Raw genomic sequence first — 19,500 nt, 5'->3', positions numbered from 1 at the left:
AAACATGCCAGGCCCCGAGCAAAAGTGCCCTCACGCTTGCCAATTCGGGCGCACCTTGCAGATAGTACTCGCAGAATAAAGCCGAGGCCTGCCCGATGTCGCTTCCTGCATTGATCCAGCGTTCCAGCCTGCCCACACCTCGCCTGAGTATTGCTGATGCGTGCCAAATCCTGCATGAGCACTACGGCCTCCAGGCTGAACTGACGCCCATGGGCAGCCAGCAGGACCTTAATTTCCATGTACAAAGCACGGAAGGCCAGTTCGTGCTCAAGGCCTGCCACGGCTATTACGCTGTAGAAGAGCTTCAGGCGCAGCACGCCGCATTGGCCCACTTGGCCCATCAGGGGCTGCCGGTACCCAAGGTAAGGCCTACGCGTGCGGGGGCGCTGGTGTTAAGCGTGGTCATGAACGATGAGCCTTTGCACATTCGCCTGCTGGATTACCTGGAGGGTGAACCGCTGACGCGCCGGCCTTATGTGGGGCCTGAGCTTCGCGCAGCATTGGGGCGCTTGTGCGCCCAGGTGGATCGCGCCCTAGAGGGCTTTAGCCATCCAGGCCTGACGCGCACCCTGCAGTGGGACCCTCAGCACGCAGCCACTCTGGTGGAGCACCTACTTGCCGTGCTGAATGGCCAACCGGAACGCCAGCAGCAGGTGCAGAAAGTGACACAGCAGGCACAGGCCCGGCTCGACAGCCTGGCTCACCTGCTGCCCACCCAGGCCGCTCACCTGGAACTTACAGACGACAACACCCTGTGGCAGCGCACGGCGCAGCGCGAATGGGCGCTGGTGGGCATCATCGACTTCGGCGACCTTGCCCATACCTGGCGGGTAGCCGACCTGAGCGTGACTTGTGCGGGCCTGTTGCATCACTGTGAAGGGGACCCGCTGGGGCTGCTCCCCGCCATCGTGGCCTATCATCAGGCCAACCCCCTGGGGGTGGCTGAACTGCGGGCACTGTGGCCGTTGATTGTGAACCGGGCAGCGGTGCTTGTGTTAAGCACAGCCCAGCAGCTTACGCTCAACCCGGACAACCCTTACCTGCTGGCCAATGCCGCCCATGAATGGGAAGTGTTCGACGTGGCGCGGTCTGTGCCACCGGAGCTGATGGAAAGCGCCATTTTGCAGGCCCTCAGCGCGGCACCTGCGACTCTCTTTGAGGGCACCGGTCATGTCTTGTTACCTGGGCTGAATGCAGCGTCAGTCAACACACTGGACCTAAGCGTGCTCAGCCCCCAATGGCAGGCTGGAAACTGGGAAGCGGACGGCGCCGTGGCTCGGCAGCTGGCGGCGGCCTTGCCAGGGTTTGCCGCTGCGGCTTCCCGTTACGGCGAGTACTGCCTCGCCCAGACCCAGCCAGACACCGCCCAGGAGCCCCACACCTTCGCATTGCACGTTGACCTGCTGCTGGCCAGCGAACAGGCGCTCCAAGCCCCATTCGATGGTGTGTTCGAAGCGATTGACACCGGGTGGGTGTTGAGAAACCAGCGGTGGGCGCTGCGCCTGGACAGCGAACATATAAAGGCCCTCCCTGGAAAGAGGCAGGCAGGCCAACCGCTGGGCACTGTCAGCGCTGGCCTGCGTGTGCAACTGATGGCCGTTGACCTACCGGCCCCCGCGTTCACCACGCCTTCCAGAGCTGCAGCCTGGTCGCGCCTGTCGCCGTCCCCCTCTGCGGTGCTGGGTTGGGCCTGTGATGCACCGCCGCACGAAGAGGCTCAGGCGCTGCTGGCTCGCCGCGATGCCAGCTTTGCCCGGTCCCAAAAGCATTACTACCAGGCACCGCCCCGTATCGAGCGTGGCTGGCGCAACCACTTGATCGACCTGCAAGGCCGCGCCTATCTGGACATGCTCAATAACGTGGCAGTTTTAGGCCATGGCCACCCGCGCATGGCCCAAGTAGCCAGCCGGCAGTGGTCCCTGCTCAATACCAACTCACGTTTTCATTACGCTGCGCTGGCCGAGTTTTCCGAACGGCTGCTGGCACTATCGCCTTCATCGATGAACCGGGTGTTCCTGGTCAACAGCGGGAGTGAAGCCAACGACCTGGCCATACGGCTGGCGTGGGCCTACAGCGGTGGCCGCGACATGCTCAGCGTGCTGGAGGCCTATCACGGCTGGACCGTCGGTGCCGATGCCCTGTCCACGTCCATCGCCGATAACCCTAAAGCCTTGGAAACCCGCCCGGAATGGGTTCACCCGGTGGTTGCGCCCAACACCTACCGAGGCCCTTATCGAGGCCCTGACAGTACCGCTGACTACGTACGCAGCGTGAACGATGTGCTAGCTAAACTGGATGCACAGGGGCGGCAGGTGGCGGGGTTCATCTGCGAGCCGGTGTACGGCAACGCGGGAGGAATTGCCTTGCCGCCGGGCTACCTGGAACAGGTCTATGGCCAGGTGCGTGCACGGGGAGGGGTGTGCATCGCCGATGAAATCAGGTGGGGTATGGCCGGCTGGGTACTCACTTCTGGGGGTTCGAAGAGCAGCAGGTAGTGCCCGACATCATCACCATGGCCAAAGGCATGGGGAACGGCCACCCGCTGGGTGCTGTGATCACGCGGCGTGAAATCGCCGAAGCCCTGGAAGCGGAGGGTTACTTCTTTTCATCGGCAGGCGGCAGCCCAGTCAGCTGCGAGATCGGCCTGGCAGTGCTGGACGTGATGCAAGAAGAGGGGCTGTGGAATAACGCGCGCGAGACCGGGGCCTATTTCAAACAGCGGCTGGAGGCGCTCGTGGAGCGTTTTCCGCTCGTAGGTGCGGCCCATGGTTCGGGCTTCTACTTGGGGCTGGAGCTGGTACGTGACCGCACTACGCTGGAGCCTGCCACCGAAGAAACCGCTGTGCTGTGCAACCGCCTGCGCGACCTGGGCGTTTTCATGCAACCCACGGGCGACCACCTTAATATCCTCAAGATCAAACCCCCCATGTGTACCGGTCAGCAAAGCGTAGACTTCTTCATCGATTGTGTAACCAAAGTATTAGAGGAGGACCTATAAGCCTTGGGCAATGGCCTGCAAGCCGTTGATCGCGCGTTTCTGCATGCGCTTGCGCTTGGACGTTGCGTCGGATGTTATCCGCCGTTTTTATCGGCAAAAAGCCTTCACCGCCTTTCAATCGCGGCCTTGGCATGCTCCCATTGCCTTTTCGACGGTTTACTGGAGCCCTGACCCCTGATGACCACCCTGAACAGCACGCCACGCGCCGACGGCTTCCATATGCCAGCCGAGTGGGCTTCCCAAAGCCAGGTCTGGATGATCTGGCCCGAGCGCCCAGACAACTGGCGCCTCGGTGGCAAGCCGGCCCAGGCCGCACATGTGACCCTGGCCCGGGCCATCGCCCGTTTCGAGCCAGTGACGGTGGCCGTTTCGGCGGCGCAATACGAAAACGCTCGTGCCCGGCTGGATGTTCCTAACATCCGGCTGGTGGAAATGAGCAGCGATGACGCCTGGATGCGCGACACAGGCCCTAGCTTCGTGATCAATGACCAAGGGGAAGTGCGCGGCGTGGATTGGGGCTTCAATGCCTGGGGCGGTTTCGAGGGTGGCTTGTACAGCCCATGGCAGCGTGACGACCAGGTAGCCCGCAAGGTGCTCGAAATGGAACGCTTGGCACGCTACCGCACAGAAGGCTTTGTACTGGAGGGTGGCTCCATTCATGTGGACGGGGAGGGTACGGTGATTACCACCGAGGAGTGCCTGCTCAACCGTAACCGCAACCCCCACATGGACCGTGCTCAAATCGAAGCGATACTGGGGGACTACCTGAATGTCAGCAAGGTGGTTTGGCTTCCCGATGGGCTGTTCAATGATGAAACCGATGGGCACGTGGATAACTTCTGCTGTTACGTTCGCCCCGGTGAAGTGTTACTGGCCTGGACAGACGACCCGGAAAACCCCAACTACAGCCGTTGCCAGGCCGCCTTGCGCGTGCTGGAAACCACGACCGATGCCAAAGGTCGCGCGTTCATAGTGCACAAAATGCCCATCCCTGGCCCGTTGTTCGCTACCGAGGAAGAATGTGATGGCGTCGACATTGCCGCAGGTAGCCAGCATCGAGACCCTTCCGTGCGGCTTGCCGGGTCCTACGTGAACTTCCTGATCGTGAATGGCGGCATTATCGCACCCAGCTTTGGCGAAGCCACAGATGACGCGGCCCAGGCTATTCTGCAGCAGGTGTTCCCGGAGCATGAAGTGGTGTTCGTGCCTGGGCGTGAGCTGCTGCTAGGCGGCGGCAATATTCACTGCCTGACCCAGCAGCAACCTGCGCCCCACCATTCCTGAGCTCCCATAAGCCCGGTACCAAACTGCCGGGCCTTTGTGCATTCACTGTGTTACGTAATGAACGGTGGCACAGGTTTTGTATCTAAATGCTTAGCGAAGGCGAACCTGAACGTCCTCGTTTTGTCATCAAAAGGACTTAGCCTGCGTTGCGCGTTGAGCCGGGGATGTAGCCATGAATGCAGTCAGAGATGCGGTACCTCAAAAGAGCGACGGCGTGGCCTGCCAAGGTCTTGCCCAGCCGCTCAAAACCAGGCCCTCCACAGGCGCACGGCCCGAAGACTTTCGCGAAGCGATCGCAAATCGCTATCCAGCAGGGTTGATCAGTGACGATGAGCTGGAAGCACTGCTGGGCGGTGCAAAGCCTTAGCAGGCGATGCTGAAAAGCCCATCTGCCGTTGAGCAGGGTGCCCGCGTATCTGCCTCCTCCAGCGCGTTTTACTCCGTTTTGTAGTTTGACACCCTTTCCTGTCCTCACTAGGATCCGAGCCCGCTGTGGCTGCTGGTAGCGTTGGCCTGTGCTCTGCAAAGGGCCTTCCAGCCCACGGGTTTTTTCTCGGCACAAGGAATGCAAAATGTTGAACTACCGTATCGGCGTACTGGCGCTAGGGATCTGCACCGCTACCCACGCGATGGCCAGCGATCAATCCAATGCCCAAGGTTTTGTGGAAGACAGCCACCTTAATGTGCTGCTGCGCAATGCCTACATGAATCGTGACTACAAGCACGGGGCTGAAGACCGTGCTGAATGGGGCCAAGGCGTCATTGGCCAATTCAGCTCCGGCTTCACTCAAGGTACCGTCGGCGTGGGCGTGGATGCTTTCGGCCTGTACGCACTGCGCCTGGACGGCGGCGGTGGCCGCAGCGGATCAGGTGGCATCGATTTCTTCCGGCAGGACAACCACGGCAATCCCGAGCACGACATTGCGCGTGCGGGCGCGGCGATCAAGTTCCGTGTGTCCAATACCGTACTGAAATACGGCGAGATGATGCCGGCGCTGCCTGTCATGAACTACGACGACAGCCGCTTGCTGCCAGAGAGTTACACCGGCTACCTGCTTACCTCTCGCGAGGTAGAGGGCCTGGAACTCAACGCCGGGCACTTCACGGCCCAAACTCGAAAAAGCGATGAAGGCCGTGACAGCGGCGGCATCAAGCAGATGGATGTGTTCGGGGGCAGTTATAAATTCACCGACCAGTTCACCGCTTCGCTCTACGCCTCCGACGTACAGGACCGCCTCAAGAAACAATACCTGGGCATGACCTATGTGATGCCCATGGCCAGCGACCAGTCCCTGACCCTGGACTTCAACGGTTACCGTACACGCTTGGACCAATCCTATGCAGACCAGCTGAGCACAGGCCAGAACAACACGATCTGGAGCCTGGCAGCCACCTATGCCTTGGGCGCCCACTCCTTCACCCTGGCCCACCAGCGCAGCACCGGCGACACGGGCTATAACTACGGCGGCTATGGCAAGAACGGCGGCGTGGGTGATGGGGGTTCTACTATCTTCCTGGCCAACTCCTACTGGTCGGACTTCAATGCCGAGGATGAGCGCTCGTGGCAGCTGGCCTATGGCTTGGACTTTGCGGCCTATGGTATCCCAGGCCTGAGCTACAAGATCGCTTACGTACGGGGCGACAATATCCGCACCAACAGTGGCGAAGGCAATGAGCGTGAGTGGTTCAACCAACTGCAATACGTCGTGCAGGAAGGCCCCGCAAAAGACCTGAAAGTACGCCTGCGTAATTCGATGCTGCGTACCTCCACCAATGTGCGCGAGTCGGGCTACAACGACGATGGGAATGAAGTGCGGGTGTTTGTGGAGTACCCGATCAACGTGTTCTAACCCTTTCAGGCCCGCCTTTTTGAGGCGGGCCTTCTGCACCCTGTCAGCAAAATGTATCAGCGCTGACATTCCGGCCATGACAACTGCGCAAGCGATGCCGCATTATACGTGTCCTTAAAACAACGATCGCTTTGCTTGAGGGCAGCGGCCCTTCAGGCTTGCCTGTCAAAAAGTGAGGCCATTGGGCGCACTGATTTATGACTGAGCACCATCTTTCCCGCCCCCTTGCGGCTTCAATGCCACTGGTTTCGATCATTGCGCCTTGCTACAACGCCGAGCGGTACCTTGAGCAAGCGCTCGAAAGCATTTATGCCCAGGATTACGGCAATTTCGAAGTCATCATTGTGGATGACGGGTCAACGGACCGCAGCATCGAACTGCTGAACAGCCTGCAGCCACGTTATGGGTTTTCTCTGTATACCCAGGCCAACCAAGGGGTCAGTGGTGCACTGAATACCGGCCTGTCAGTCGCTCGCGGTGATTATGTGGCGACGCCCGATCTGGATGACCTCATGCTGCCGCATTCCATCAGTGTGCGGGCCAGTTACCTGGAAGCTCACCCGGAGGTAGGCCTGGTGGGGGCCCTGATTACGTATATGGATGAGCACGGCACCCTTACTAAAACCGAGCGCCAGCAGGGTATTCGGCACCTGGATTTTGCCTCGCTACTGGCTGAAGGGCGCGTGGTAGGTGCACCTGTTTCCCTGTACCGCATGAGCGCAATAAAGGCAGTGGGTGGCTACGACGCTGCGATCAAAGTTCAGGATTTCCAGATGACCCTGCGCATTGCGTACCAAGGCTTCGGGGTACATGTGCTTCCTGACGTGGTCACGCGCTACCGCCGCCATCCCAACAACCTTTCCAAACGCTACAAGGTGCTGCTCGATTCCGACCTGCGCACCATCGCCCCTTACAAGGCGCACCCGCAGTACGCACGGGGCCGGGTGGCGTTGATCAACAAGGCACTCAAGTATGCGGTGGTACAGGACAAGCGCGACGCGTGGCGCTTGTTGCGAGAGATTCCCTGGCGGCTGATCGACCGTACTACGGTAAGGCGCTTCAAGCGGTTGCTGACGCACTGAAATACTGAAGGATGCTCTGTGTGGCTATGGATATAGAACAATGACCGGATGGCTTGAAAAGTGGCGTAAGCGCAAGGTTCGCAAACACCTCAACCAGTTGGAACGGGTGCAGCGCTACCCTGAAAAGATCCGCCTCAAATACCCCATGTATTCGGTAGGGCCAGGCAGCTATGGGGTTCCAGAAGTCTGGGATTTCGAGGCCGATGCCACCCTGCGTATCGGTGCGTATACCTCGATTGCCGCCAACGTGAACATTTTGCTTGGCGGCATTCACCGCACGGACTGGGTAACGTGCTACCCCTTCCAAAAGGTGTTCAAGGAGGCGGAGCGGATCAAGGACATTCACCCCACCAAGGGTGATGTGGTCATCGGGAATGACTGCTGGGTGGGCATGGGCGCCATGATCCTGTCCGGCGTTACTATCGGTCACGGGGCAGTGGTGGGCGCCGGCGCGCTGGTGACCAAAAGCGTGGAGCCTTACGCCATTGTGGGCGGGAACCCATGCCGCTTTATCCGTTGGCGGTTCGAAGATGCTTCGATCAGAGCGCGCCTGCTGGCTACTGCCTGGTGGGATTGGCCTACCGATGAGTTGCGCAACACGGTGCACATGCTTTGCAGTGACCGCATTGAGGAATTTCTTACCTACGCTGAACAACGACCAACGGCTTGAACAAAGCACCACAGGCTTAGAAGAGGGGCGCCCAAGGCCGAAAATGTATCAGTCCTGGTACGCGCCCCTTTTTCGAACACGGTATAGGCTTTCCACTTTCTAAATTTCAGTAACGATATTGATTTGCATTTGACAGTGTTGGATGATCTCGCGCTTTATTGCCCCGCTGGAGCGCAATCATGCGTGCACCCTTCTCGTATACCCCCTTGGTACTGTCGTTGTTGGCTATTAGCGTTGCGAGCGGCGCCTATGCAGATGACGCGGTCGTTGCGTTACCTACTATAGACGTCAACGCCTCAGGGCAGGGTAGCGAGGTTACGGCGGTGGGCTATCAAGGCAAGCCTGCAACAGGCACCACGCGGTTGAACCTCACCGCTCACGAAACCCCACAGGGGGTGACTACCATCAAACGTGAGCAACTCGAGGACTTCAAACTCAACAGCATCCGAGATGTACTGACCAGCACGCCAGGCGTGAACGTGCAAAAAGTGGAAACCGACCGTACCTATTTCACGGCACGGGGCTTCGACATCAACAACATTCAATACGATGGCACCGGCATGCCGTTGATGAGCGGCCTGCTAGTGGGCGACATCGACATGGCTCCCTTTGAACAAGTGGACATCCTGCACGGTGCCAACGGGCTGATGACCGGGAACGGCAACCCTTCCGCCACAGTGAACCTAGTGCGCAAACGCCCAACCTATACGCCTCAAGCCCAAGTGGATATGACCGTAGGTGCCTGGGACAAGCGTCGTGTAGACCTGGACGTGTCCGGCCCGCTCACAGACAGCGGCAATGTGCGGGGGCGGGTGATTTACGCCAACGAAAACGGTAACTCGTACCTGGACCGCTATTCGCGTGAGAAAAACATTTTCAGTGGCCTGCTAGCGTTTGACCTGAGCGAGCGCGACACCTTGACGGTTGGCTACGAGAACCAGAAAAGCGACGCCAACGCGGCCAGCTGGGGCGCCTTGCCATTGGTAGATGGCAACGGTAACAAGGTCCACTACAGCAGCACCCATTCCAGCATTGCCCAGCCTTGGGTGTACTGGGACGTGCACACTCAACGCGCCTTTGGCGAGTGGGAGCACACCTTCGATAACGCCTGGACTTCCAAGCTGACCATTACCGGCGTAGAGCACAGGGAAGACACCGAGATGTTCTACATCTATGGCGCCGGCGATGGTTACACCGGGCTGGGTTCCAAGTACAAAGACAAAAACACCGAGCTGGACGGCGACCTGGCGTTCACAGGGCCGTTCTCCCTGGCCGGCCGCGAGCACCAGCTGACCTTCGGGGCCAACTGGGCCAGGTCACGTAACCGTGAATCGTCCCAGTATGGCGACACCCTCAACTATGCTCCTGTATCCCTTGAAGATGCGCTGGCAGGCAACCTGCCACGGCCCATCTACAACGCTGCACTGCCGGAAAACACCTCCCGCTACACCGACCGGCAGAAAAGCGTGTATGCCGGTGCACGCTTCAGCCTGGCAGACGACCTGCACCTGATCACAGGCGCACGTATGCTGAGCGCGGACAGCGACGGCGAAAGTTACGACACCCCGCGCGAAGTGCGCGTACACGGCAAGGTCACGCCTTATGCGGGCCTGGTGTACGACCTCACCCCGCAATACGCGCTCTATGCCAGCTACGCCGAGATCTACAACCCACAGTATTCCCTGGACACCCAGGGCCGCGTGCTGGACCCGCTCGAAGGCAAAAGCTACGAAGCCGGTATCAAGGGCCAGCTCATGGAGAAGAAGCTGGATGTGTCGGCAGCGGTGTTCCATACCAAGCAGGATAACGTAGCAGCCTATGCCGGCTACGACGCCAGCCTGGGTGGCAGTGTGTATGAAGGCACGAGCTACGACAGCAGCGGCGTGGAGCTGTCCATGGCCGGTGAGCTAGCGCCGGGCTTGCAGGTAAACGGCGGCTATACCTATGTGTACATCACGGACGACAACGACAGCCGCGCCCGCCGCTTTATTCCCCGCCACGCCTTCAACTCGTCAGTGACTTACCGCCTGCCAGGCATGCCCAAGGTTAAGGTGGGCGGCAGCCTGGAATGGCAGAGCGAAGTGGCGTACGACACCGACACCACGGCTCGCCAGGACAGTTATGCCCTGGTAGGCCTGATGGCCCGCTACGACATCGATGCCCATTGGAGCACCCAGCTCAACCTGGATAACCTCACCAATGAGAAATACCTGCAAAGCCTGCGGTACGGCCAAAGCAACTACGGCGATCCGCGCAATATAACCGCGTCCGTGAGCTGGAAGTTGTAAGGCACGCGAGGCGCTACCTGCATTGGGACTCAAGCGAAAAACGCCTTGAGGCCCAACTCAGGCAGATAACCCTTACCGGCTGGCGCTGGCGACCTGCGTATGGCGCAGGGTTGGAATCAGGAACACGATCGCCAGCACGCACGCCGCCACCAGCATCACGAACCCGCCGTCCCAGCCAAAGTGGTCCACGGTGTAACCCATGGCCGCGCTGGCCGCCACTGAACCGCCCAAGTAACCGAACAACCCGGTAAACCCGGCTGCGGTACCGGCCGCTTTCTTGGGGGCAAGCTCCAGCGCTTGCAGGCCCACCAGCATTACCGGGCCATAGATCAGGAAGCCAATGGCAAACAGCGCTGCCATGTCGATGGTGGGGTTGCCCGGTGGGTTGAGCCAGTACACCAGGGTAGCCACTGTCACCAGAGCCATAAACACGATGCCGGTCAGGCCACGGTTGCCCCGGAAGATTTTGTCCGACATCCAGCCGCACAGCAGGGTGCCTGGAATACCTGCCCACTCATAGAAGAAATACGCCCAGGACGTGGTATCTACGTTGAAGTGCTTGGCTTCCTTGAGGTAGGTAGGCGCCCAGTCCAAAACCCCATAGCGCAACAGGTAAACGAACACGTTGGCCAAGGCGATGTACCACAGCATTTTGTTGCGCAGCACATACTTGACGAAGATTTCCTTAGCGCTGAATTCCTCTTCATGGCTGGCATCGTAGCCGTCTGGATAGTCGTTCTTGTACGCCTCGATCGGCGGCAACCCTACCGACTGCGGGGTATCACGCATGGTCGCGAACGCGAACACCGCCACCAGCACCGCCACGGCTGCGGGCACATAAAAGGCCGCATGCCAATCGTTGGTCCAGCCCAAGCCCAGCAGGAACAGCGGGCCAATCAAACCGCCCCCTACGTTATGCGCCACGTTCCAAGTGGACACTACGCCGCCACGCTCTTTCTGCGACCACCAGTGCACCATGGTCCGCCCGCTAGGTGGCCACCCCATGCCCTGTGCCCAGCCATTGATAAACAGCAGCACGAACATGATCGCCACGCTGGACGTGGCCCAATGTGCGAAACCGAACACAAACATCACTGCCGCTGACAGCAGCAACCCGAACGGCAGGAAATAACGCGGGTTGGACCGGTCCGACACCAGCCCCATCAGAAATTTGGACAGCCCGTATGCAATGGCGATGGCCGAAATCGCCACGCCCAGTTGGCCCCGTGAATAGCCTTCTTGCTCAATAAGGTAAGGCATAGCCAGGGAAAAATTCTTGCGCAGCAGGTAGTAGCCCGCGTAGCCGAAGAAGATGCCGGCGAAGATCTGCCAGCGCAGACGCCGGTAGGTGCTGTCGATCTTGTCCTCGGGCAACGGGGCCCGGTGAGCCGCGGGGCGGAAGAAGGCGAACATAAGGTCTCCGATATTTTTATTGTTTGCGAAACCGAATATTACATTTTCATTACAGAAAATCATGGGAGATTTTGTTGCGAGGGGTGAATTTCTGATAAAGGGTGGGAGAGGGATAAGGGTGTGCAGGGTTCCCATTCAAGGTGTGAGCCCTTGCAGGATAAAGTCCGGTTCGGTCGAAAGCCTCGGTCTTGATAGCGGGTTTTGCCCAAGCTGGAACTGGCGGGTGATTTCTACCACCTATTCAAGCATATAGGCCTTGCTGCTCTGGCACAGCCCTTACGGTAGAACCGATCAAAAGGCCACTCTTATCCGTGCACCGGCATAGTAGGTATGTATCGCAATGGTTTCCTCGCTCTCGCCGTCCTTACAGATACCTTCGATCGTTATTCAATTGTCCGATGAACCTTCATCGGTTTCTGGCCCTGAACACCCCACTTCATCCGCAGGCCCTTCAATCATCCTTGAACCACCGGCTGAAAACCCCTCAGCTCCCCATCTTAAACGTGCCGCCTCCGATCACCCACCTGAACCCTCAAAGCGACCCAGGGTGAGCGCTATGGGCCAGGCACTGTACGGCAAGCCTTTGAGGATTCATCAAGCCCTAGCCGACCATGATCCAGCGAAAATCCTCGACCTGCGACGTAGCGGTGAAAAAGCCAACCAGCTGGATAGTGAAGGGCACAGCCCATTACAGCGCCTGGAACGCATGGAAGGGCTTGCCAGCACGCAACGCGCGGCTTTGCATCACGCACTTGTTGGATCGCTGAACCCTACTGCCCCAGCAGGCCATGCCAAGTGGGAAGCGGGGCATGGAAGCCCATGGGGGCTAGAGATTTTGCTGGCCGGCGCGCTTAGGGGCGGCTTAAACGATGCCAAGGGGGGCTCAGAGTCTCTGAACGGGAAAGTCTTTTTTTCTGATCGCACCCCCTCCACCGATCAAGCGGAGACAACACGGCCCAACTTGCGAAAAAAAGCCCGCACCTATGCCAAAGGTGCTGGTATCAGGGAATCGACCCCGGTTATCCGTGTCGTTACCCACCGTTTGCTCCAGGCATTGAACAAGCACATTGAAGGTGGCAAGGTCCTTTCCATCAGCGGTAACCCCATCACACTTAACCTGCAACCTGGCGAGACGTATGCAGCCGTAGTCAGCAACTGGCTGAGGCAAGTACCGCTTCTCCGTAGTGCCAGCGAGCTCACGGGGTCGCCTGAAAATATCGGCATTCAGTCATTACTCGAAATGCACTTACCTAGGCGTTTGGACATCAAAGAATCTGGTACCGGCAAGATACTGTCTGTTGAAGGGCAGCCTTTACAAGCGCTATACGGGCAGGCCATTCGTAGCGGGTTAGATACGCTGGAGGTAGGTAAAGCGCCCTACCTCGCGCTGCTCAACAGTGGGAAGGTAGTGCCTTTGGTATTCGGCTTCAGCCCTATCAAAGCGTTGAAAACCCACACGGTTAAAACCTTTTCTGGCCGCCACTTGCGCTACTCCTATCAGGACGAGGACCATGCATTAGCCGGTTCTGCGAATGGCGGCCGTTTGCTAGAGATAGAAGTCCGTGATTTGCAAGACCTTGCCACGTTGGCGCTGGGGATGCGTGTCAAAGGGGCCTCGCTTCCCGAGGATACCAACACAGTCATTCGCCTGCGCGCGTCGAGAAATAGCCAAACGGGTGGCAAGCAAGGCAAGGCCATCTACCTCTCGGCCGAGCACTTTACCGACTTCCGTGAAAAACTGGATCAATGGCTCGAAAGCCAGCACATTGAAGGCGAATTATCTGAACAGCCATTAGCGCAACTGCAGGCCATGAATAAGACACTGCGGGCTGCTCCTCTTCAGACGTGGGTAGGTGGGGTTGACGATGAGGCAGCGAGTTGAAGCAGATAGCCAGGAAGGTGCGACTACCTGCTCCAACCCGTTGCAAGTGCTTAACCCACAGCCGGCGCTGCCACGGCAGCGGTCGCCAGTAATGTGTTTTTCATGGTGGTGATGATAGACCTCCAGTCCACCGCATCCATGTCGATGGGGAAACGCGTCTGGGCTTCAGGGCTCATCCAGGCCAGGGGCCTGCGTGCCTGGGTATCGTCGAAGGTAAAACAGGTGCTCATGGCAAAGCCGTAGGCGTTGACGATCACTTTGTTGAGCTTGGCCTGCCGCTCATCCAAGCTTTGCAAACCCTCCTCGAACGTGTCCCGGTTCGCATAGTAGGTCACACGGCCTGCCATTTCGGTCACTTCGCCCAAGGTTGGGATGTTGCGGGTAGCAGACGAGCAGTTAATAACCTCGAAGGTGCTATTGGTAGGCTCGACCGCATTGGCCAAAAGCATGTTCACGCAGATATCCACTGGGATCATGTCGTTGACCGCTGCCTTCATCGACAGCGGGAAATACTTTACACCACCCACTACTACGGCACGGATAAACGCCGGCAACGAAATAGAAAAGTCACAGTAGCCTTTGTAAGGGTAGGCCCATGCGCCTGTGACTGACGTAATACGTGCCACCATAATGGGCAACTTTGGGTACTGCTGGTGCAGCAGTCGTTCCATCAGGTTCTTGGCATAAGCATAGGCATTGGGCCATTCATTCAGCCTAGGGTGGCTGCCGGTCTCCATAATATGGTCAAGTTCAACTTGAGCCGTATGGTCTTGGTATACCTGCTCTTTAATGGTGCCGTTGCCCACGCGATTACATTGGGCCCAATAGCTGGAGGTGACAAGAAATAGCTCCAAGTGTTCGAACGTACTGGCCAGTTCGGCACCGTGTAGCGCGGCCAAGGTATTAGCCCGCGCCTGATCCTGCAAACCGGTGTCCCACCGGGTGTAGGCGGCCAGGTGGAAAATGATGTTCACCTGCTCCCGAAGGCTCTGCAACAGCTCTTCGGTGATCCCCCAATTGACCCGGGTTACATCCCCTTTGATCCACACCACTCGCTCATCATACGCACTGGCCTCACCTGGCGCCCTGGAGTGGTAGAGGCAGTAGATCCGCTCCACACCCTTGAGCTTCTCGGAAATTGTTTTAACCAGCAACGCGCCGATGAACCCTGTAGCACCTGTGATAAAAATGCACTTTCCGTTATAAGCCTTATCCATAAGCTATCTCTTTGAAGGGTGGGAAGAAGAAAGGCGGAAACGATTGGTGTCTCGAAAAGACCATGATTTAGAGGGCAAGTCAAGAACGCTTTAGTGAAACTTTTAATTGGTTGAAGCAAAGAGGCAGCCAGTCTCTGCAACTTGGCTTGGTAGATTCACTGTCAACGTTATTAACAAGCTATCAATTGGCAAGGCTGGTTGTACCCCATGCTCAGAGGCTCCAGCAACCTGGACGCATACTCGGCTACATTTAACAGTTCTGGTACCTGATTCTGGATCCAGCTTCTGGAGCTAACCGCAACATGGGTCAATCCTTTTTTTGACAGGCAGGGGGAACCGAGCCAACGCATCTGCCACTTAACCTAACGCATGGCTTTCCCAAGGTGCCCCGTCGAGGCATTAAGAGCTCCTGCACAGCGGGCATTTTCCGCTCCGCTTTCATGATCGCTTTTAAACCCCTGCCGTCCCAGCACCTACGAGGACATGCAATGGATATCAATTCAGTCAATAGGCACATGCCGGTCCATACTGATGAGATCACGCCAGCGACACGTGCGGGATCGATCCATCCCTTTCAATCTTTAAATGCGACCGGGGTTGAAATACGAGACCGCCTCGACCACTACTTCCAGGCGCACCGGCCCACCAGTAGATCTCCTGGTACGCAGGAGCAGCACGAAGCGCGTAATGCGGAGCTGGACGCTATTCGCGATGATCGGGCCTTCAAGTTGCAGGAAGAGGGCTTCACTGTTGCCCGTATGGAAAAAGCTGAAAAAAACGCGGCGAAGTTGGACACGCTAGTGCTCACCAACATCAAGGCGGGCATGGCCGGTGCGCCATTCGCGGGCATGACCTTGCTAGGCAACCTGCATCCGGAAGTGCTCGAGTACAACCCACAAGAAACGCCATTGCAAGAAATTGGCAAGCAAAATACCTTCGCGTCCCTGTATGCCTCAGGAACGAATTTATTTTTGAACAGGCTGATGAAGGACCTCAAGCCCACTGAAAACCTGAACCCAAAAGATGCCGATGTACATTCTTCTCTAAAGGCCTCGCGAGTAGAAAAGCGAGAGTTTCATGACAAGGGGCTGTTCCATAAGGCGGTCGATGAGGCCAATAAATGGGGGGTTGCCTTCATTATCCGCAACTTCGTCTTGATCTATGGTCCCCACATAGCGCTGGAAGCGACCGGCCACGCTAAACTGGCGGCGGCCATCGAAAACCTTTTACGGCCTTTAACCGCCCTGGCCGCTGGCATTGCCATCGAGCATTTCAATCAGCAGCGGGATAAGCGGCGCAACGTTGCCGGGCCGGCGATGCTCTACGGGCTGCGTGACTACGTGCCGGAAGGCCAGGATCCGAAGCCGATCTCCGAAGACCATGAATGGCTGGATAACCTCAAAAACCTTGAGAAGGCAGACTGGCTGTTTTCAAGCGGCACGTCCAAGGAATTGAACAACCGGGTTGGTAAGGGCATTGCAGGTGCGATGAGAGCGCTCGCCAGTGGCGATGCGATCAAAGATGTCGTGGGTGATCCGGCAAACCTTCTTGGCGAAGCGCTGCTGGCCGGAGGTTTCGCCCTGTATGGCGTAGGGCCTAATGCCATTCGTAACGCGCTTCCCTCACTGGCGTTGAGCAATCGTGCAGCCCTTGCTGCCATTGCGGATGGCGTGAAAGAATTTTTGGGGGCGGGCGCTTTCTGGGCCGAAGCATTTGGCGGGGTGGTCGGCAAAGGACTTTCCGAGAAAGCCGTAGAGGGAATCGATAAAGATGACCAAGTTGCCAAAGGCGTAACCAAAGGGCTTGATACCGTTGCGCACGCAAGTGCCGTGGGGGCTAGAAAGACCGGACATGGGCTCGCTGCTACGGGTAATGGAATCGTTTCAGGCGGACAGTATGTCGGCACCGGGATTATGGAGGGCGGGCGCTGGGCTGGCCAAGCGCTATCCTCTGGCTACGATAAAACAGCTGGTGCCGGCCGCAGCCTCAGAAATCGTGCCCACGAGTTCATGTCCTCCCCCTCTGCAACACAGGGACCGGCGCCGGCACAAGCCGCAACTACTGCCTCAACGCCAGCGATACCAATGACAACATTGCAAGCCCAGCCCTCAAGCTCGAATCCGCAGCCTACCGCTCAGCCGGCTGGCAGCGATGACATGGTGTGATCCTAAAGAGCACGTGCCACTTTTTATCGTTGCCCAGCATGGCCTGTGCCTGGCTACCTGAAGAGCTGTTTTGCAGAAAATAGCGCGGTAGCACCGGTGTAGGCTCGTTCGTTGAGTGCAGCTATGGGAGGCAGGCGCCCGGTGGGGGAACCGGACAGTGGTCTTCGACACAAAAGGGTTAAAGGCACGTGGCTAATGGGCCGCCTGCTTACTGGTCCTTCGTCCGCGAGGCTTCATCATGATTCCGCCCCACAATCGTGCCTCCGCAAGCGGCACTGCGTCAGCCTACCCCTTGGATAACTTGCCCATTGGTGGGAATACCGACAGCGCCTCACACCCGCCCGCTACCGCATTGCCAGCCTCGGTGACCGTCGGCGATTCAACGGCCCACCTCGGCCGGGTGATGTCGAGTTTGAGCCAATGGCAGCAACAGCTTCTTCACGATGTATTTAACGCACAAACCCCAAAGGCTCCTTTGGCATCTGCACCTGGTAGTGCTGACCAACTCCGCTACCAAGTGGCTAAAGAACAACTCCCCAACCTTGCGCAGGATGCACGTGTGCCTGCACAGCTTGAAGTCACCTGTACTTTGGATAATGCCAGGTGCGTAACACAGGCCAGGATCGCCGAAGCAGATCGGCACAGCCTTTCTCAAGCCAACGGGCGTAGCCTCTGCGACGCTAGCTTAGAACCCGTTGCCGCCCGTGAGAGTCGAGCCCCTCAGGTAAGCGCTTCGAGCACCCAGAAGCCAGGGTTTCTGCGGACGCTCTGCTGTATCACATCTAGCGAGCGGGGTACTACGCCGCCGCCTGCGCGCCAGGCAGCGGCACCTGTTGCCCTCGCACGGGCAGCGCCGACTTCCTCTATGCCCTCCACCTCCGCACCTGGGGTAGGGTTTGAAGGCGTTATTAAAAATACCGCCAGCGCGCAAACGCCAACGCCGGGCTTGAGCCTATTGTTCAACCATGTGGGCGCTAACTACTTCGATAAACGCAGGCAAGTAGTTGACCTAGGCGCAGGCGGGGGCCGGGATACACGCTGCTTTAACAAGAAGAATTGCCACGTTACGGCCATAGACCCGTCGGCTGACGTCCTCAGATCAATCACTGAAGAGCCTGGCGTAAAGGTCGTTCACGGCACGCTTCAGGACGCCGGGCTTGAGCCAGGTACAACGGATGTGATCAATGCCCAGCGGGTATTGCCTTTCATTCATGGGGAAGCATTGAAAGATACCCTGGCAGGTATTGCCGCTGCGCTCAAGCCAGGGGGCTATCTCAGCGCCTCAGTGTTCGGCCCCGAGCATTCCTGGAATGATGGGCAGCACCCCCGGTTGCGGTTCCAGACCGAGGGCGATATTCGGCAATTGCTGGAAGAAAAGGGCTTGAAGATGGAGGCCTCGCAAGCGCCTAAATATCCGAATTACAAGGCCGGCAATGGTGAGACCGTAAAAAACTGGCACGAGATTCAGTTTGTGGCGGTGAAACCAATCCCTCGCTAACAGGCTTCGGATGGTTACTGTGTAGATTGTTTTGGTAGAGCGGCCGCACTGAGCGCCATGTAGCGCTTTAAGTACGCCTCAAGTGGCTCAGCAGTAGCCACCCCGACCAGTTCTCCGGTGTGCCGGTTAATCAGTAATGGGCAGTTTCCTGCCAGCTGATCGCAGAGAGCCACTGCTCTCAGATCGCAGGTCGCTTTCTGCAGGCGCGAAAATGGATGGCTCCTTCAGGCTTCGGCCCCGCGTTTGATGGCGGGGCTTGGGCACACCTAGGTGACTATTTAGTCTGTTCTACTATCTGCTGACTTCAGCACGCAGTGCGAACTCCCTCTCACATGGAGTTTCGACAGGCTGACTCAGGCTTACATCAAACGCCATGTTCATTGTAGGCCGTTTCAGCGGTGCCTAACAAACCCACTTCTACGGGCGCCGGCTGTGTATCGCCCTGCTCAGATGGCAATGCCACTGACATCAACTACGCACAGCCATTGCTCGATGGCGCTCACACGCCGACTCAGCGCGGTCGCCCTCGCAAACGTTGCAAGTGGCTGCTTGCAGACAAAGGCTACGACTGTGAAGCGCTGCGCCAGTACTGCGACCACTACCGCATGCAGCCAGTAATCCCACCCAGGACCATGAAGCGCAAGCCCAAATAGGCTCAACGCAACATCATTGAGTGGATGTTCGGTTGCCTGAAGGAAATCGCCAGATCGGTACACGCTACGAAAAGCTGGCCAAAGGCTTTTCTGCGATGGTTTCACTCGCTTGCTCGCAAAGGTGTTTGCGACAGTTAATTTCGTACAGAGCCTAGCCCTGACTACCAGAAACGAAAAAACCCGCCAAAAGGCGGGTTTTCTTACCCCAACGTATCCATAGAACGCGTAGGGGCAAAACGTGGTGCCGGCACCAGGAATCGAACCCGGGACCTACTGATTACAAGTCAGTTGCTCTACCAGCTGAGCTATACCGGCGGTGAGGGCGCTGATTATAACGATTACGCGCGCGCTGTAAAGCGAAACATGCAAACGGCTCCGCACGTCGTGTGCGCTTGATTTCCAAGAAAATTCCTATGCATCGTTTGGATATTTCGAGCAGTTTAGAAAGAAAATGCCCGCATGAACCTTGTATGAAAGCTCCAACAATGGCGCCTCCCTAA

At 57.8% G+C, this 19,500-nt stretch carries 11 protein-coding genes, 1 tRNA gene and 2 pseudogenes; 11 read left to right on the top strand and 3 right to left on the bottom strand.

The features are described from left to right. Window positions 1–95 precede the first annotated feature (95 nt). From ACSAMW_RS13850 to ACSAMW_RS13820, 7 genes and pseudogenes are all read left to right on the top strand, one after another. A pseudogene (locus ACSAMW_RS13850) lies at window positions 96–2,998 on the top strand (aminotransferase). A 177-nt stretch (window positions 2,999–3,175) separates the two neighbouring features. Next, window positions 3,176–4,282: an agmatine deiminase gene (gene aguA, locus ACSAMW_RS13845; protein WP_500590782.1), complete on the top strand. Its 1,107-nt coding sequence runs from the start codon at window positions 3,176–3,178 to the stop codon at window positions 4,280–4,282. A 172-nt stretch (window positions 4,283–4,454) separates the two neighbouring features. After that, the gene (locus ACSAMW_RS13840; protein ID WP_500590781.1) at window positions 4,455–4,649 is read left to right on the top strand and encodes a hypothetical protein; all 195 of its coding nucleotides are present in this window, start codon (window positions 4,455–4,457) and stop codon (window positions 4,647–4,649) included. Between the two features lie 205 nt (window positions 4,650–4,854). Next, the gene (locus tag ACSAMW_RS13835) at window positions 4,855–6,132 is read left to right on the top strand and encodes an OprD family porin (RefSeq protein ID WP_500590780.1); all 1,278 of its coding nucleotides are present in this window, start codon (window positions 4,855–4,857) and stop codon (window positions 6,130–6,132) included. A gap of 236 nt (window positions 6,133–6,368) precedes the next feature. Then, window positions 6,369–7,214, top strand: coding sequence for a glycosyltransferase family 2 protein (locus tag ACSAMW_RS13830; protein WP_500590779.1), 846 nt, complete (start codon window positions 6,369–6,371; stop codon window positions 7,212–7,214). 40 nt (window positions 7,215–7,254) lie between these two features. Then, window positions 7,255–7,884, top strand: coding sequence for a CatB-related O-acetyltransferase (locus ACSAMW_RS13825; RefSeq protein WP_500590778.1), 630 nt, complete (start codon window positions 7,255–7,257; stop codon window positions 7,882–7,884). Between the two features lie 179 nt (window positions 7,885–8,063). Further along, window positions 8,064–10,172 carry a TonB-dependent siderophore receptor gene (locus ACSAMW_RS13820; protein WP_500590777.1) on the top strand — a complete coding sequence of 703 codons (2,109 nt, stop codon included), beginning with the start codon at window positions 8,064–8,066 and terminating at the stop codon, window positions 10,170–10,172. Between the two features lie 72 nt (window positions 10,173–10,244). Here the strand turns inward: ACSAMW_RS13820 and glpT are convergent, their stop codons facing one another. Then, the gene (gene glpT, locus ACSAMW_RS13815) at window positions 10,245–11,585 is read right to left on the bottom strand and encodes a glycerol-3-phosphate transporter (protein WP_500590776.1); all 1,341 of its coding nucleotides are present in this window, start codon (window positions 11,583–11,585) and stop codon (window positions 10,245–10,247) included. A 556-nt stretch (window positions 11,586–12,141) separates the two neighbouring features. On the opposite strand from glpT, the gene ACSAMW_RS13810 reads away from it, so the two are divergent. After that, a complete protein-coding gene (locus tag ACSAMW_RS13810; RefSeq protein WP_500590775.1) occupies window positions 12,142–13,467 on the top strand; it encodes an ankyrin repeat domain-containing protein in 1,326 nt (441 codons plus the stop codon). A gap of 50 nt (window positions 13,468–13,517) precedes the next feature. Here ACSAMW_RS13810 and ACSAMW_RS13805 read toward each other — a convergent pair whose 3' ends face one another. Further along, window positions 13,518–14,684 (bottom strand): SDR family oxidoreductase, encoded by a 1,167-nt coding sequence (locus ACSAMW_RS13805; protein WP_500590774.1) that lies wholly within the window; start codon window positions 14,682–14,684, stop codon window positions 13,518–13,520. 488 nt (window positions 14,685–15,172) lie between these two features. Between ACSAMW_RS13805 and ACSAMW_RS13800 the strand changes: the two genes are divergently transcribed. From ACSAMW_RS13800 to ACSAMW_RS13790, 3 genes and pseudogenes are all read left to right on the top strand, one after another. Then, entirely contained in the window at window positions 15,173–16,849 is a 1,677-nt protein-coding gene (locus ACSAMW_RS13800) for a hypothetical protein (protein ID WP_500590773.1), read from the top strand. Window positions 16,850–17,714: 865 nt separating this feature from the next. After that, window positions 17,715–18,347, top strand: a complete 633-nt coding sequence (locus ACSAMW_RS13795; protein ID WP_500590772.1) for a class I SAM-dependent methyltransferase — start codon at window positions 17,715–17,717, stop codon at window positions 18,345–18,347. Window positions 18,348–18,793: 446 nt separating this feature from the next. Continuing rightward, window positions 18,794–19,155, top strand: a pseudogene (locus ACSAMW_RS13790) (transposase); the annotation flags it as partial. 84 nt (window positions 19,156–19,239) lie between these two features. Here ACSAMW_RS13790 and ACSAMW_RS13785 read toward each other — a convergent pair. Further along, window positions 19,240–19,315, bottom strand: a tRNA-Thr gene (locus ACSAMW_RS13785). Window positions 19,316–19,500 lie beyond the last annotated feature (185 nt).

The sequence above is a fragment of the Pseudomonas sp. AB39(2026) genome (assembly GCF_059831485.1).
Note: the sequence above shows the minus strand (reverse complement) of the source record. Positions and strands in the feature narration are given on the sequence as shown.